15 protein-coding genes, 1 pseudogene and 1 riboswitch are annotated in these 15,915 nt (G+C 62.0%); of the genes and pseudogenes, 15 read left to right on the top strand and 1 reads right to left on the bottom strand.

The window, feature by feature from the left end; translation table 11 throughout:
• Positions 1-86 precede the first annotated feature (86 nt).
• The 13 genes and pseudogenes from I3J27_RS32740 to I3J27_RS32680 all read left to right on the top strand — a co-directional run bounded on the left by I3J27_RS32740 (position 87) and on the right by I3J27_RS32680 (position 11,862).
• Positions 87-532 (top strand): annotated as a pseudogene (locus I3J27_RS32740) (thioredoxin domain-containing protein).
• Positions 529-1,392, top strand: a complete 864-nt coding sequence (locus tag I3J27_RS32735; protein ID WP_270163024.1) for a hydrogenase expression/formation protein — start codon at positions 529-531, stop codon at positions 1,390-1,392. The pseudogene I3J27_RS32740 and the gene I3J27_RS32735 overlap by 4 nt, the downstream one beginning before the upstream one ends.
• A complete protein-coding gene (locus I3J27_RS32730; protein ID WP_027544465.1) occupies positions 1,389-1,598 on the top strand; it encodes a rubredoxin in 210 nt (69 codons plus the stop codon). Before I3J27_RS32735 ends, I3J27_RS32730 begins: the two co-directional genes overlap by 4 nt.
• Positions 1,595-2,110 carry a [NiFe]-hydrogenase assembly chaperone HybE gene (hybE, locus tag I3J27_RS32725; protein ID WP_270163022.1) on the top strand — a complete coding sequence of 172 codons (516 nt, stop codon included), beginning with the start codon at positions 1,595-1,597 and terminating at the stop codon, positions 2,108-2,110. The genes I3J27_RS32730 and hybE overlap by 4 nt, the downstream gene beginning before the upstream one ends.
• A complete protein-coding gene (locus I3J27_RS32720; protein WP_270163021.1) occupies positions 2,107-3,201 on the top strand; it encodes a hypothetical protein in 1,095 nt (364 codons plus the stop codon). The genes hybE and I3J27_RS32720 overlap by 4 nt, the downstream gene beginning before the upstream one ends.
• Positions 3,194-3,535: a hydrogenase maturation nickel metallochaperone HypA gene (hypA, locus tag I3J27_RS32715; RefSeq protein ID WP_270163020.1), complete on the top strand. Its 342-nt coding sequence runs from the start codon at positions 3,194-3,196 to the stop codon at positions 3,533-3,535. Before I3J27_RS32720 ends, hypA begins: the two co-directional genes overlap by 8 nt.
• The gene (hypB, locus tag I3J27_RS32710; protein WP_270163019.1) at positions 3,535-4,458 is read left to right on the top strand and encodes a hydrogenase nickel incorporation protein HypB; all 924 of its coding nucleotides are present in this window, start codon (positions 3,535-3,537) and stop codon (positions 4,456-4,458) included. The genes hypA and hypB overlap by 1 nt, the downstream gene beginning before the upstream one ends.
• Positions 4,455-6,719: a carbamoyltransferase HypF gene (gene hypF / locus I3J27_RS32705; RefSeq protein ID WP_270163017.1), complete on the top strand. Its 2,265-nt coding sequence runs from the start codon at positions 4,455-4,457 to the stop codon at positions 6,717-6,719. Before hypB ends, hypF begins: the two co-directional genes overlap by 4 nt.
• Positions 6,719-6,955 (top strand): HypC/HybG/HupF family hydrogenase formation chaperone, encoded by a 237-nt coding sequence (locus I3J27_RS32700; protein WP_270163016.1) that lies wholly within the window; start codon positions 6,719-6,721, stop codon positions 6,953-6,955. Before hypF ends, I3J27_RS32700 begins: the two co-directional genes overlap by 1 nt.
• Complete coding sequence (gene hypD / locus I3J27_RS32695; protein WP_270163014.1) at positions 6,952-8,085, top strand: hydrogenase formation protein HypD; 1,134 nt, start codon at positions 6,952-6,954, stop codon at positions 8,083-8,085. The genes I3J27_RS32700 and hypD overlap by 4 nt, the downstream gene beginning before the upstream one ends.
• Entirely contained in the window at positions 8,082-9,122 is a 1,041-nt protein-coding gene (gene hypE, locus I3J27_RS32690) for a hydrogenase expression/formation protein HypE (RefSeq protein WP_270163011.1), read from the top strand. Before hypD ends, hypE begins: the two co-directional genes overlap by 4 nt.
• Before the next feature lie 8 nt (positions 9,123-9,130).
• A complete protein-coding gene (locus I3J27_RS32685; protein WP_270163009.1) occupies positions 9,131-9,532 on the top strand; it encodes a formyl transferase in 402 nt (133 codons plus the stop codon).
• 705 nt (positions 9,533-10,237) lie between these two features.
• Positions 10,238-10,326, top strand: a riboswitch (glycine riboswitch).
• Positions 10,327-10,437: 111 nt separating this feature from the next.
• Positions 10,438-11,862, top strand: a complete 1,425-nt coding sequence (locus tag I3J27_RS32680) for an L-serine ammonia-lyase (RefSeq protein ID WP_270163007.1) — start codon at positions 10,438-10,440, stop codon at positions 11,860-11,862.
• Positions 11,863-11,975: 113 nt separating this feature from the next.
• Here I3J27_RS32680 and I3J27_RS32675 read toward each other — a convergent pair whose 3' ends face one another.
• On the bottom strand, positions 11,976-12,875 hold the full coding sequence (locus I3J27_RS32675; protein WP_270163006.1) for a LysR family transcriptional regulator: 900 nt from the start codon (positions 12,873-12,875) through the stop codon (positions 11,976-11,978).
• A 224-nt stretch (positions 12,876-13,099) separates the two neighbouring features.
• Between I3J27_RS32675 and I3J27_RS32670 the strand changes: the two genes are divergently transcribed.
• Positions 13,100-14,083, top strand: coding sequence for an ABC transporter substrate-binding protein (locus I3J27_RS32670; protein WP_270163004.1), 984 nt, complete (start codon positions 13,100-13,102; stop codon positions 14,081-14,083).
• Positions 14,084-14,139: 56 nt separating this feature from the next.
• Positions 14,140-15,819 carry a methyl-accepting chemotaxis protein gene (locus I3J27_RS32665; RefSeq protein ID WP_270163003.1) on the top strand — a complete coding sequence of 560 codons (1,680 nt, stop codon included), beginning with the start codon at positions 14,140-14,142 and terminating at the stop codon, positions 15,817-15,819.
• Positions 15,820-15,915 lie beyond the last annotated feature (96 nt).

The raw sequence follows: 15,915 nt of genomic DNA, 5'->3' as shown, positions 1-15,915 counted from the left end.
GAGATCGGTCTGGAAAGGCGATAACTGATCGTGACATATGCCTTGCTAACTTCTCGCGTCAGAGAAACAGGCTTGCCAGGGGGCTGATGGAATTCCAGCAGGGAAAGCATGATCTGACGCGCCGCGGCCTGCCCGAGGTCGATGCCGCGAGTGTCGATCGGTTTCTTGACGCGGCCAATGAGGCTGGTGCGGTGGCCGTGCTGTTGTCGGCGGGCGATCCCGCGCGTTTTATGGAGGCGATCGACGTCGCGGTCGTGTTGCCGGAACTGATTGACGCTTTTCAGGGCCGGCTGCGGGGTGCCGTGATCGCGCGTCACGCCGAGAGCGAGCTCGGCCAGCGCTTCGGCGTGCGGGTGCAGCCGACGCTGATCTTTATCGCCAAGGGCGAAACGCTCGGATTGATCGCCAAGATTCAGGATTGGTCGGTCTATGTCGACCGCATCGCCAAGCTGATCGACCGTCCGCGCGACGCGAGCGTGTTGTCGTGACAGTCATCATTCCCCAGCATCGCTCACAGGATGTCAAACTATGAAAGCGGGTTTGTGGACCGCGCCTGGAGGCGCCGAGCAGCCGATCAACGTGTTTCCGATTGGCGAGGGAAGCCTGCATGCATCGAGCGGCAGCCTGACGGCCGTGGGCGCCTTGGCGAAGCTTGCCACGCTGGACAGCGCGGAGCTGGCCAAGCGCTGTCCGAACGCAATCGATCTGCTGTCGAAAGTGGTAGCGGCCATCGCAAGCCAAAAGACCGACGTGCCGACACGATTGTTCCGGCTCGCCAATCTCGACGATCTCGAGCGCAACCTGATTGCGGACATACTCGGCCAAGGTGAGGTTGCCGGCTTCGTCGCGCTGCCGGACGGATCGCTGGCGCAGATCCAGGAATCGGCGCTGGCCGGAATCTGGCACGTGCGGCTCGAGATCGACGCGAGTCATGAATACCTCGAAGTCGGCGCAATCCCGGAAATCGTCAAGCGCGCCGCTGCTGATCTTACGGCTGCGGATTTCAAGATCGGGCAGGCACCGGAAGGCGCGATGAACGCGCTGCCGGTGCTCGCGGAAATCCGCGAGCGCGCGCTGGCCTGGCGGCCGAGCATTCGCTCGCAAATCATCAATTTCACGCTGCTGCCGATGAGCCCCGTCGACATGAGCTTCCTCCATGACACCATCAGGAATGGGCCGATCCAGCTCGTTTCACGCGGCTACGGCACTTGCCGGGTGCTCTCGACGGGTATCCGCAACGTCTGGTCGGTGCAGTTCTTCAACGCCATGGATGCCATCATCCTTGACACGCTGGAGGTTGGCGGTGTGCCGACCGTGGCAATCGCGGCTGACGAGGACTTCGAAGACTCCGCTGAGCGCCTCCAGGAAATCATCGAGGCCTATTTCAAATGAGCGTATTCGAAAATTTTGGCGTTCGCCAGGATGTCACCGAAGGCACGCGGCTGGAATGCGGCATCTGCTGGACGGTGTACGATCCCGCCGATGGCGACGATGTCGCGCAGATCGCATCCGGCACGCCCTTCGCGGTCCTTCCTGACGATTGGCGCTGCCCGAACTGTGACGCGCCGAAGTCCAAATTCATGGCCATCGCGTCATGAAACCTCATGCGCAAGCGCCTGCCACTGACGCCGACGCGGCAGCTTGGGGGCAGCGGCTGGCTCACGTCTACCGGGACATCGGCGAGCGCGCGATGCGCGAGCTGCCGATCTACAACGACGGCCTCGACGTCGAGGCAGTCGGCTTTCGCGTATCCAACGGCACGATCATCGGTATCATGGTCACGCCCTGGTTCATGAACGTGGTGATGCCGGCCGGCGAATTGGCGCCGGCGGCCTCAGCTTCGACATTGCGCTCTCGCTTTCCGGCCGGCGATATTGACTTCATCCTCAGCGACCTCAACCATGTGGGCCGTATCGCGAGCTGTTCGCTGTTCTCGCCCATGTTCGGGTTCGCCGACGTGGCCTCTGCGCGGGCAACGGCGGAAGCGGTCATCAACGAACTCATGTTGCCGGCCGACGGCAAGGAGGTGACCCGACGCCGCGAAACCGCTACAAGCGCGATCGATCGGCGTAGCTTCATGCGGGCTGTTCTGACGGAGCAGCACGAATGAACCCCGGCTTCCGCAACGAGATCGACATCACGGTGTGGCTCGCCAAGGATACGATCGCCGACGTCGCAATCCTGCCCCGGAGCCGGCTGCCGTTGACGCGTCTGTTTGCGGGCAAGCCCGTCTCGTCGTTGCTCTCCGTGCTGCCGCGGCTGTTCTCGCTGTGCTCGGTTGCACATCAGGTGGCGTTTCTGGGAGCGGTGGAAGCCGCGCGCGGCGAGGATTGTCCTCCGGAGACCATGCATCGCCGCGTCACCGCTGTCGTCGCCGAGCGGCTGGCGGAACTGTTCCGTGGTCTGTTCGTCGGCCAGCTCACCCTGGACGGCGCGAGCGCCGCCGCGGTCCGCGCCATGATGCAGGCGACCGCCGTCCTTGGTGACCTCCTCGGCGAAGGCGGGCAGGTGTCGGCGCGTTGCGAGGCGGTATGGCGTATCAAGGCGGTGCTCGCTGCACTCGGAATCGCGGGCGAAGGAGAGGCGCTGACGCCAGGCAGCGCGCTGGCAGCGCATTTTTCGAGCTTCGATGGGCATGCGCTGCTGCAGCCGGTCGTCGAACACTCGTTTCTTTCCGTCGCCGATGATCTCGATGTCATCATGCGGCTGCTTGCGGATGGCGCGAGCTTCTCCGATGCCCCCGATCTCCACGGTCGAATTCCCGAGACCGGTGTGTGGGCACGCCGGGTCCGGCGCCAGCCGGTCCTGCCTCCGAGCGCCGGACCTGCCGAGCGGCTGAAGGCGCGGATTGCGGAAGTGACGCGCCTCTGCTCCTGGCTCGAGACGGGCGACGCGGCGCTCGAGGACGGCGTCATCGAGAGCTACCGGCTTGGCGCCGGCAGAGGTGCGGCGGCCGTCGAATGCGCGCGCGGCCGGCTCTATCACGTCGTCGAGAGCGATGACGAGGACCGCACCGTGCGCTTCGAATCCCTCGCTCCGACCGAATGGAACTTCCATGCGCGTGGACCGCTGGTCCGCAGCCTGCAGGGTTCGGCGCCAGCCGCCGGTCGACAGGGGCAGGATGCCGTCCGTGCGCTCGTCGGCTCCTTCGATCCCTGCGTCGGATTTAACCTCAGCTTCCACGAGGTTGGCCATGCATGAGATGGCGCTTTGCCAAGGCATCGTCGAGATCGTCGAGGAGGAGGCCCGCGGGCGGGCGTTCTCCAAGGTGAAGGCAGTGTGCCTCGAGATCGGCGCGTTGAGCCATGTTGCGCCGGAGGCGATGATATTCTGCTTCGAAGCGGTCGCAGCACGCACCATTGCACAAGGTGCGACCCTGGACATCGTCGAGACGCCTGGGACCGCCTGGTGCATGGCCTGCTCGACAAGCGTCGCAATCAAGCGGCGCCATGAGCCATGCCCTGCCTGCGGCAGCTATCAATTGCAGGTGATCAGTGGAGAAGAGATGCGGGTCAAGGCATTGGAGGTCGGCTGATGTGTACGATATGCGGCTGCGGTGACGGCAAAGCTTCCATTGAGAGCGGGCGCGATCACCCCCATGGGCATGATCACACGCATCCTCATGATCACCGTCACGATCATGGTCACGATGGGCACCGTCATCACGACCATGATCATCACCTTCATCATCACCACGATCGAACGCGCGGCGATCCCGGCCTGCTCGACTGCGGCGCCGACCGGGCCGGGCAGACGATCGCCGGCATGAGCAGCGACCGCATCATCCAGGTCGAGCGTGACATCCTCGACAAGAACGACCGCCTTGCGGCCGACAACCGCGCGCGGTTCCGCGCGGATGACGTGCTCGCCTTCAACCTGGTCTCGAGCCCCGGCGCCGGAAAGACCACGCTGTTGGCCCGCGCTGTGTCCGAACTGAAAGACAATTGCCCGATCGGCGTGATCGAGGGCGATCAGCAGACCTCGAACGACGCCGAGCGGATCCGCGCGACAGGCGTACCGGCGGTCCAGGTCAACACCGGCAAGGGCTGCCACCTCGATGCGGCCATGATCGGCGAGGCCTATGACCGGTTGCCCTGGCTCAACGGCGGCATCCTTTTCGTCGAGAATGTCGGCAATCTCGTCTGTCCGGCAGCGTTTGATCTCGGCGAGGCCTGCAAGATCGTGGTGTTCTCGACTACCGAAGGCGAGGACAAGCCGCTCAAATATCCCAACATGTTCGCAGCGTCCTCGTTGATGCTGATCAACAAGATCGATCTCGCGCCCGTGCTCGACTTCGATCTCGCCAGGACGATCGAATATGCGCGGCGGGTCAACCCAAAGATCGACGTGCTAACAGTATCGGCGCGGACCGGAGAGGGATTTACGGCATTTTATGCCTGGATCCGGAAGCGCGCCGAGAAGGCGAGGGCGGCATCCCTGAGTGCCGTATCGGCATGATGATGAGCGGCGGAGCCGCAGCGCGCGATAGTCGGAGGCTGCGCCTGCACGTGCGCGGCGCCGTGCAGGGCGTTGGCTTTCGCCCCTATGTCTATGGCCTTGCCATACGCTATCGCCTCGGCGGCTTCGTGGCCAATGACCCGCACGGCGTTGTGATCGAGGTTGAAGGTGCGCGCGCTGCCGATTTCGTCGCTGCGCTGCCGCTGGAGAAACCGCCGCTGGCACGGATCGACGGGATCTCCGTGCAGCAAATCCGCGCGGTTGAAAGCGACGAGTTCTGTATTCGCGCCAGCGAGCAGGGCAAGGTGTCGACGCGGATCGTCGCCGACGCCGCGACTTGTGCCCAGTGCCTGAGCGAGCTGTTCAATCCGAGCAGCCGCTTCCATCTTTACCCCTTCGTCAACTGCACCCATTGCGGTCCGCGCTATACCATTGCCGAGCGGCTGCCATATGACCGTCGCTCCACCGCGATGAAGCATTTCGCGATGTGTAAGGCTTGCGCCGCAGAATATGCCGATCCCGCAAGCCGCCGCTTTCATGCCGAGGCGATCGCCTGTCCATTGTGTGGCCCGCGCTTGAGCCACGGCATCGATGAGGTCGCTGCTGAGATCGCAGGCGGAAAAATCGTCGCGCTCAAGGGACTCGGTGGATATCAGCTCTTGTGCGATGCCCGAGACGACGAGGCGGTGCGGCGTCTGCGGCAGCGGAAGCAGCGGGAGCGGAAGCCGTTTGCGGTCATGGTTGCCGCAGTCGACGCTGTCGCGAAGATCGCAAGCGCGGATGCAACAGAGCTGGCATTGTTGGAGTCAACGGCGCGCCCGGTCGTATTACTGACATCGCGTCGGCAACTTGCGCCGGAAATCGCACCGGACCTGTCGCGGATCGGCGTCATGCTACCGGTCGCGCCGCTGCATCATCTGGTGTTCCATCTGCTGAACTCGGCACACCCGCGTGCGGACGGCTCTCCTTGGGTGATCGTGGCGACGAGCGCCAATCCGGGCGGCGAGCCGCTAGTCATCGAGAATGACGAGGCGGAGCGGCGGCTCGCCGGCATCGCAGACCTGATCGTCACCCATGATCGCGATATCGTCTCGCGTGCTGACGATTCCGTGGTATCGGTCGTTGCCGGCCGCGCGCAATTCATCCGGAGGGCCCGCGGCTATGTTCCCGAGCCGATTCGGTTAGCGCGCGCCGTGCCGCCGGTGCTCGCAGTGGGCGGCGCGCTGAAGGCATCTGTCTCGATTACGCGCGGTGATGAAGCCTTCGTCTCCCAGCACATCGGCGATCTCGATACCGTGGACGGCATTCGCTTCTTCGAGGAGACGATCGAGCACCTGATCTCGACGCTGGATGTCGAGCCGGCCGTCGTGGCGCATGATCTTCACCCCAACATGGCCTCCACCCGCTTTGCCGAGGCGAGCGGTCACAGGCTGATTGCCGTTCAGCACCATCATGCACATGCGGCGTCCGTGATGGCGGAGCACGGTATCGACGGGCCCGTGCTGGCACTGGTTCTTGACGGCTTTGGTCATGGTAGCGACGGCGGGAGTTGGGGCGGCGAGCTCTTGCGGTGTGAGGGCGCGCGCTTCCGGCGGATCGGACATCTAGTGCCGCTCAGGATGCCAGGCGGCGATCGCGCCGCGCGCGAGCCTTGGCGGATGGCTGCCGGCGTGCTTCAGGCGCTCGGGCGTGGCGCGGAGATTCCGCGTCGCTTTGCGGCGCAGCCGTTGGCGGCGGGTGTTTTGGCCCTGCTCGACCAGCCCGACGTGCCAACGACGACCAGCGCCGGCCGGATGTTCGATGCAGCCGCAGGATTGCTAGGACTCTCCACGCGGCAGAGCTATGAAGGCGAAGCCGCGATGAAGCTGGAGGCGCGTGTTCACCGTACACGCGTCGCTGAGAATGCCTGGACAATTGAACAAGGTGTGTTGTCGCTGTATCCGCTGTTTGAACGGCTTGTGGCTGATGCCCCCGATCCGACCGTAGGCACGGAGCTGTTTCATGGCACGTTTGCGGCGGCCTGCGTCGACTGGATCGCCTGCGCGGCACGAGAGACCGGCCTCACCACCGTCGTTTTGAGCGGCGGCTGCTTCCTCAACGCGATCCTGAGCGAGGAGGTGCAGCGCGGCTGCGTCGCTGTCGGCCTCAATCCGAAGCTCGCGCGCCAGGTGCCGCCGAATGACGGCGGCTTGAGCCTCGGCCAAGCCTGGGTTGCCGCTCTTCAAATGCTCGAACAACAAAGGCTGGAAGGAAACGCCTGATGTGTCTCGCCATACCTGCAGAGGTGACAAAGCTCCTTCCCGACGACATAGCCGTCGCCTCGATCGACGGCGTCAGCAAGGAGGTTTCGGTGGCGCTGATCGAAGATCTTGCCGTCGGCGACTACGTCATCATCCATGTCGGCTATGCCCTGACCAAGATCGATCCGGATGAGGCGAGGCGGACACTGGAGCTCATGCGTGAGCTCAGCACCGGAGAGCAGGGAGCAATGCAGTGAAATACGCGGACGAATTTCGCGACAAGGCAATCGCGCTGGGGTTGGCCAGGGCGATCCGGTCTGAGGCCGATCCGCAGAGGTCCTACCGCTTCATGGAGTTCTGCGGCGGACATACGCATGCGATTTCGCGCTATGGCCTGGAGGACATACTGCCCAAGAACGTGCGGATGATCCACGGCCCCGGCTGTCCCGTCTGCGTGCTGCCGGCGGGACGTATCGACATGGCGATCCGGCTGGCCGATCGGCCGGAGGTGATCCTTTGCGTCTATGGCGATCTGATGCGGGTGCGGGGCTCGCAAGGTGCCTCGCTGTTGAAGGCAAAGGCACGTGGCGCCGACGTCCGTATGGTCTATTCCACGGTCGATGCGATCCGGATCGCGGAAGAGAATCCGGAGCGGGAAGTCGTGTTCTTCGCGATCGGCTTCGAGACCTCGACGCCGCCGACCGCGATCATGATCCGACGTGCCGAGAAGAGGCAGCTCGAAAACTTCAGCGTGTTCTGCAACCACGTGCGGACGCCGCCAGCGATGCAGAACATTTTGGAGAGTCCCGACATCCGCCGCGTCGAGATCGACGGCTTCGTGGGGCCCGCCCATGTCAGCATCATCATTGGCACCGAGACCTACGAGGTCTTTGCAGAGGAATTTGGCAAGCCGGTGGTGATCTCGGGCTTCGAGCCGCTTGACATGATGCAGGCGATTCTGATGCTGGTGCGTCAGGTGAACGAGCACCGGAACGAGGTGGAGAATCAATATAGCCGTGCCGTAACGCGCGATGGGAATCCGCGCGCCAAGGAGGAGGTCTCGAATATTTTCGAGCTGCGGGACCAGTTCGAATGGCGAGGCCTCGGGCTCGTGCCCTATAGCGGATTGAAGCTGAAGCAAACCTACGCCAGATTTGATGCGGAGATACGCTTCGCCATGAACGAGCTACGCGTCCCCGACAATCCGGCCTGCGAATGCGGCGCGATCCTGCGCGGTGTCAAGAAACCGGTCGACTGCAGGCTGTTCGGAACGGTGTGCACGCCCGAGACCCCGGTGGGATCCTGCATGGTCTCCTCGGAAGGCGCATGTGCCGCGCATTGGACCTACGGTCGCTTCCGCGATCGTCAGCAGAAGCGGGCCTCATGAGAGCCCATCAGCGCAAGCTCGACATCAAGCACGGCTGCGTCGACCTGTCCCACGGTTCCGGCGGCCGTGCGATGTCGCAGTTGATCTCGGGCCTGTTCCACGAGGCCTTCGGCAACGAATGGCTGGCGCGCGGCAACGATCAATCCGCCTTCGATGTCGGCGCCGGGCGCATGGTGATGACGACTGATGGCTATGTGGTTTCGCCGCTGTTCTTTCCCGGAGGCAATATCGGCTCGCTCGCGGTGCACGGCACCGTCAACGACATCGCCATGGCCGGTGCCCGACCGCTTTATCTGTCTGCGAGTTTCATTATCGAGGAAGGCTTTCGGTTTTCAGACCTCAAGATGATCGCGGACTCCATGGGCGAGGCGGCGAAATCCGCCGGCGTCCATATCATCACCGGCGACACCAAGGTGGTCGAGCGCGGGAAGGCCGACGGCCTGTTCATTTCGACCGCGGGCGTTGGCCTGGTGCCTGAGGGACTCGATCTCTCCGCTGAGAATGCCAGGGTCGGAGACCGGGTGCTGATCTCGGGCACGCTTGGCGATCACGGCGTCGCAATCATGTCAAAGCGCCAGAACCTCGCCTTTGAAACGGAGATCGTCTCGGATTCGGCCGCCCTGCATGATCTGGTCGCCAGGATGGTGGCGGCGGGCGGCTGCGGCATCCGTCTGATGCGAGATCCCACGCGCGGCGGCCTCGCGGCGACATTGAACGAAATTGCCCAGCAGTCCGAACTAGGCTTCAGCCTCCAGGAAGAGGCGATCCCGGTCAAGCAGGGGGTGGCGGCTGCCTGCGAGCTGCTCGGGCTCGATCCGCTCTACGTCGCCAATGAGGGGAAGCTGGTCGCGATCGTGTCGCCTGATGTCGCCGGAGCCGTGCTGGCCGCCATGAGAGCGCATCCGCTCAGTCGCGATGCCGCCGATATCGGTGAAGCGGTGCCGGATGATCATCACTTCGTGCAGATGACGACGAGCTTTGGCGGTGGCCGGATCGTCGACTGGTTGTCGGGCGAGCAACTGCCCCGGATCTGTTGAGGCCCAAGATGCGCATTCTGCTCATGTCGCATCCCTTCAACAGCCTGACGCAGCGGCTGCATGCCGAGCTCCGCGAGCGCGGCCTCGCGGTTTCGGTCGAGCTCGACATCCATGCCGACACCACACGCGAAAGCGTGAAGCTGCATCAGCCGGATCTCGTCATCGCGTCGTTCCTCAAGCGGGCGGTCCCGGAGGATGTCTGGCGCAGCGTCCGTTGCCTGATCGTCCATCCGGGGCCGCCCGCGATCGTGGACCGGCGGCTCTCGACTGCGCCATTCTGGAGGGCGTCGCAGAGCGGGGCGTCACGGTGTTTCAGGCGGATGGGGAGTTCGACGCCGGACCAATCTGGGCATTCCGGACCTTCCCGATGCGGCGTGCAGCAAAATCCAGCATCTACCGCAACGAGGTGACCGTGCATGCGGTGCAAGCGGTGCTGGAAGCCGTCGCCGTGATCGAGGCAGGGCAGCCGACACCGGTGCCGATGCGGAGCGACGACCCCGGCATCCGCGCGCTCTGCCGGCACGCAGATCGCGGACCGGCAGCACGACACGAGCGAGACCGTCCTGCGCAAGATCAACAGCGCCGACGGCATGCCGGGCCTGATCGACAGCCTGTTCTGGCAGAATGTCCGCCTCTTCGATGCGCACCCAGCGCATGGCGTTTCCGGCCTGCCCAGTCTCCGAGTCCCCGATACCGGCTCCCGATCCCGCCCGCCCGCAGCCCGCTCCATCTCCAGCGCCGCACGGCCGACCCACGTTTAGCCCCATGCCAACGCCGCGTCCTATACCTACACCGCAAGGCACGAGAGTTCAGTCCGGTGGATTCGCTTGAAATCTTCGATATCGCGAGCCAGCACTGTGAGCAGCATTCAATCGAAGTCCTCAGCGAAGTAACTCATCGCTGGCTGTGCACTCCGGATTGACCGACAAGACCAAATGGCTCAATGCAAAGCGCCCCGACCGAAATCCCTCCATCGGCAAGTCAACCCCGTGAACGACCGCACAACAGCAAGACTTCGCATCTTCGCTTCATTGTTGACCCAAGCCGCTTAGTAGAATACTTGAGGAGTGCAGCCACGAATTTGATGTCGTGACTCAGGAGGTCGAGTCCCATAGACGTCGCTTGCGGAAGAGCTCGGCTCCGGCCGACGCCGAAGGAGCAACCGCCCCGGAAACTCTCAGGCAACAAGGACCGCGGGTGAGGGAATAACATCTGGAAAGAGGTGCCTTGGCACCCGCCGACGGGATAATACTCTCAGGCAAATAGACAGATGGGGCGCATTTGAAAATCAATCAACGGATTGAGATGCGCGCCCATGTCCAAGACCGTCGACAAAGTCACCACTGCAGGTTTGCCGCCCGGGCGTTCAGCCGGTCCGATCAGTGTACTCGATCTCTTTACGATCGGGATCGGCCCGTCCAGCTCGCATACCGTTGGACCGATGCGCGCGGCCCATCGATTCATCGAATGCCTGGGCGAAGATCTGTGGCGCTGTCGCTCCGTCGTCGTCGAGCTCTACGGGTCACTGGCGCTGACCGGCAAAGGTCACCGCACCGATATTGCCATTCTGCTGGGACTATCGGGCTGGCTGCCAGAATCCGTTGATCCTGAGGCCATACCCATCATCGCCGGGCTGATCCGATCGCGTTCCGAGGTCATGCTTGGCGGTCGCCATGCGGTTGGCTTCGATGAGAGTAAGCACCTGGCATTCTGCACCGGGGAGTTCCTGCCGGAGCACTCAAATGGCATGAAATTCGCCGCACATTCGGATACGGGAGTCCTGCTTCGCCAAACCTATTACTCCGTTGGCGGCGGCGCGATCGTGTGCGAAGGCGATCAGCCGAGCAACTCCGCCGTTCGAAACGTTGGATGTGAGCCGTACCCATTCACGACAGGGCGTGAACTTCTCGCGATAGGTGAGAGCACCGGCTTGTCGGTTGCTGAAATCGTTGCTGCCAACGAGCTGTCGCATCGGGAAGAGACTGAAACCAGCGCATTCCTGGATAGCGTTCGCGACGCAATGATGCGCTGCATCGAGCGCGGGTGTGTCAACGGGGGTGTTCTGCCCGGTGGCCTGAATGTACCGCGCCGTGCGCCAGGTCTGTTCAGCAAGCTCAAGGCATCGTCGAAGGGGGCGACACACCCATTTCACGTGATGGAGTGGGTCAGCCTTTTTGCTCTCGCGGTCAATGAAGAGAACGCAGCCGGGGGACGCGTCGTCACCGCCCCGACGAATGGAGCTGCCGGCGTCATACCCGCGGTTCTGAAATTTTCCGAGATATTCTTCCCGGATCCAAGCCCGGCAAAAGCCCGCATTTTTCTCCTGACCGCGTCCGCGATCGGTATGCTCTACAAGCGAAACGCTTCGATATCCGCCGCCGAAATGGGTTGCCAAGGCGAGGTTGGCGTAGCTTGCTCCATGGCGGCTGCAGGACTTGTGGCCGTCCTAGGCGGCACGAATCGGCAGATCGAGAACGCGGCCGAAATCGGCATGGAGCATAATCTCGGTCTCACATGTGACCCGATCGGCGGCCTCGTGCAGATCCCGTGCATTGAGCGCAACACAATGGGCGCGATCAAGGCGATCAACGCAACGATGCTCGCGTTGCATGGTGATGGCCGGCATCACGTGTCCCTCGATGCCGTAATTGAAACGATGCGTCAGACCGGAGAGGACATGCGAACCAAGTACAAGGAGACGAGTTTGGGCGGCCTCGCAGTCAATGTGGTCGATTGCTGAAGATGAGACGCATAGAGGTTTCGTTCTTCAACTGTAGCCGTGCGACGCATTCGACGTAATGGCGGCTTGGCCGAGACCCCTGTGTCTACACCTCGCAACCGGGAACTCATCATCTATCGAGAGTTGCTTCTTCGATGGGCAACGTCGAGAATGAGAGTTCGCAGCCATTGCAGCCCGGGATCTCGCTCATGTGAGATGCGCCACTGAAGAACGTCGGTCATGAGGGGGAGGGATATGGGCGCTTCGACCCTTCTGATCGGGAGAGTCGTCGCGGCCCGATCTGCCAGATCTGCGGGAATGAGCGCGAGGAATTGAGTCCCGATAACGGCTTGCGGAAGCAGGGTGAAACTTGGTGCCGTTATCCCGGCCTGCGGCGCGCGGCCAAATTGCTTGAAGAACCAAGTCTCAATGAACGTTGCTCGTTCGCTATAGGCCTGCGCATGACGCATCTCGAGAAACTGCTCGAGCGTCAAGCTATCTCCGACACTCTCGTTTTCCTTCCATACGATACATTCGTAGCTGATCGAGGGGAGGGAAGCGAACGGACAATCTTCCAGCATGAATCGATCCGGGACGATCAGGAAATCGATTTCGGTGCGAAAGAAGCGGGTGCTTGGACCCTGGTAGAATATATTCACCGAGGGGGCGACGGCACGCAACGCGGCAAGGATATCGACGATGAGAGTTGCCCAGACGTAATCCGAGCAGGCGATTGTAAAATTTCGCTCGGACGTCGCCGGGTCAAAAGAGCTGCGTATGGCCAAAAGCTTTTCCGTTTCGGTCAGGATGGCGCGGAGCGGACCCGCCAGTTCCTCTGCCAGAGGTGTGAGAACCATCCGGCGGCCATTACGAACCAGCAATTCGTCCTCGAAATGCTCTCGTAGCCTGGATAGGATTCCGCTGGTCGCTGATTGGCTCAGCAACAATCGCTCGGCCGCCCGCGATATGTTCTGCTGGGTCAAGATGGCGTCCAACGCGACGAGCAGATTCATGTCGAGGTGCCGGAATCGCATGGGTATTCTCTTCGAAGTTTCCACGGTGCGTAGGAAGCTCTTCGCTCCCTTCCCTGGCGAGTGTACCCGATGCGCATCTGCCGGCCCGGGTGTTTTGTGGTTCTCCCGACGAGCAAGTCGCTTGACATTAACCGAATTGTGATCACAATACGAGATCAAAGTACGGCCAAGGGGACCGTTTCTGCGACGGACAAATTGCCCACAGAACCGAAGAGGAGGGACTTATGTCGAAGATGCGTCAGGTTCTTGGGGTTGTTGCGGTCTCGATTGCCGCCTCGTTCTGGACAACGACAGTGCAGGCCCTGGACACCGTGAACGTCAGGTTCAGCTGGAAGCTGAAGGGGGAGTATGGCTTCCTCTACCTGGGTAAAGCGAGGGGCCTCTACGAAAAGAAGGGAATCGAAGTCGTTCTCGGAGAAGGCGCCGGTGCACAGGCAGCTCTCGGAGGTCTTGTACGCGGCAACGAAGACGTCGTGATCGTCCCGGCCATATTCGCGATCTCGGCAATCGGAAAAGGAATGCCGGTCAAACTTGCGGCGATATATCAGGAGCGAGCCCCCTTCGCCCTCATTTCGTGGCCCGACAAGGCCGTGACGACACCCGTGCAGATGGAAGGCAAATCGCTTGCGATCTCCGTCGGAGACCCGGCCACGACCTATCTGGAAGTCTTCTGCGCGATCAACAAGATCAACTGCGACAAGATCAACAAGGTTCAAGTCGATCCGCAGGTGAAATTTCCGCAATTCATGCAAAAGCGCGTCGATCTCATCAGCGTCTATACCAACGTTGATCTGCCCCTCATCGAGGAGCGAAGCGGCACAAAATTCCCTGTGCTGGACATGCCGAAGTTCGGCCTCGCCGTGCCTGGGCTGGCCGTCGTCGTGAGCGACAAGGGAATCGCCGAAAAATCCGAACCGCTCAGGCGCTTCCTCGCAGCGACCGAGGAGGCAATCGAGCTGACAAGGTCAGAGCCGGCGGCAGCGACGGCGGCGCTGAAAGGCGCTTGGAGCGCAGCTCCTTCGGATGAGTTGATCAAGGCGCAAATCGTCGCCACGTCAGCCACCCTGAATTTCGAGAAGAGCCGGCCGGCTGGCTGGATCAGCGACAAGACCATATCGGATGCGTTGAAACTGATCGCCGCAACCGAGAGCGTCGATGTCAGCAAGCCGGTTACAGATTTCTACACCAACGATCTCCTGAAGAAATAGCTCACGCCAAGTGAACGCTCGGGCTCGCAACTCTGCCAACGCGGGACACTGATTGCATGTTCGGATCGCTCCGCATCTCCACCAAGCTCTTGATCGTCGTCTTGTTGTCAATTCTCGGGATGGTCGGCACCGCCGGCATCGGTCTATCAACCCTGAAGGACACCTTGCTCGAAGATAGAAAGGCGAAGGTGAAAGAACTGGTTCTGCTGGCCCGCACCGCGATCGAAGCCGACAACCAAGCCGGGCGCAAAGCCGGCCTGTCAGAATTGGAAGCGCGTGAACGGTCGAGAACGCTGCTTCGCATGCTGCGTTTCGACAAGGACAACGCCTTCTACGCCGCGACCAAACAGGGAATCCTCGAGGTGCATCCCAAGCAAGCCGTCGAGGGCAAGGATATGACGCAAACGAAAGACGCAAACGGCGTCTACTTCTTTCGTGAAGCGGTCGCGGTCGCCGCTCGTGGCGGCGGCTTCGTTACGTTCAGCTTCCCGCGCCCCGGCGGTAGCGACCCGGTGCAAACCCTGACCTATGCCACTGAAGTCCCGATATACGGGTGGGTTCTGACCAGCGCCCTCTATATCGACGATATCGACCAAATCTTCTGGACCGAAGCGCGCCGCCTGGGAGGGATCGTCTTCTTCATCCTCTTGCTCGTGGCCGGAGTATCTCTCCTGATCAGCCGCAACGTGGCCAACCCCATCGCGGCAATGACAACGGCGATGCTCAAGCTCTCGAGCGGGGGAACCGAGGTGACAATCCCCGCTCAGGACAGAAAGGACGAAATCGGCGCAATGGCCAGATCCGTCCAGGTCTTCAAGGAGGGCATGACCGAGACCGTTCGTTTGCGTCACGCTCAGGACGAGCTGAGGCAGCAGAGCGAAGTTGAAAAGAGGCAGTTCATCACCAGGATGGCCGATGAATTCGAAACCGAGGTCAGGAGATCGCTCGATACGCTTGCCAAGGCAGCGCGCGAAATGCACGTCACGTCGCAGCGAATGTCGGCTTCGTCGGAAGAGGCGAGCGAACAGGCGACGACGGTCGCTGCTGCCGCAGAGCAAACCTCGGCCAATGTGCAGACAGTCGCCGCCGCAACGGAGCAGCTTTCCGCGTCGGTTCATGAGATCGGTCGCCAGGTGGATCAATCGACCACGATTGCTTCACAGGCCGTCGATGAAGCCAAACGCACGAATGAAGTCGTGCATGGGTTGTCGGCCGCGGCCCAGAAGATCGGGGATGTGGTGAAATTGATCACCAATATCGCCGGTCAGACCGATCTTCTGGCTCTCAACGCCACCATAGAGGCCGCGCGCGCTGGAGAGGCTGGTAGCGGCTTCGCGGTGGTCGCAAATGAAGTAAAGTCGCTCGCTGGCCAAACAGCGAAGGCAACCGAGGCAATCTCCGCGCAGATACAAGCCATGCAAGGTGCGACGACGGAGGCGGTCGAGGCCATCGAGGGCATCGGTAGCACGATCGTCTCGATCAACCAGATCACGGTGGCGATCGCCTCGGCAATTCAGCAGCAGGGCATTGCGACTGGCCAGATCGCTCGCAACATTCAGGACGCGGCCCGCGGCACGAACCAGGTCTCGGACAACATCGTTCGTGTCAATCGGATGGCAAGCGAAACCGGCGCAGCGGCGCAGCTCGTGTCTCGTTCGGCCGAAGAACTCAGCAAGCGGTCCGCCGGCTTGCTTGTCGACGTTGAACGCCTCGTTGCCGACATTCGAGGCGCATAGGCTCGCCGCCGAGGCCGCGCGGGGCGTTTATACGCAGGACTTGGGCATACTATCGATCAGACCGATAGTTGGTCTCCAGGAAAGCGATTTCCGCGT

It is taken from the genome of Bradyrhizobium xenonodulans (assembly GCF_027594865.1).
In the GTDB taxonomy this organism is placed as follows: domain Bacteria; phylum Pseudomonadota; class Alphaproteobacteria; order Rhizobiales; family Xanthobacteraceae; genus Bradyrhizobium; species Bradyrhizobium xenonodulans.
Note: the sequence above shows the minus strand (reverse complement) of the source record. Positions and strands in the feature narration are given on the sequence as shown.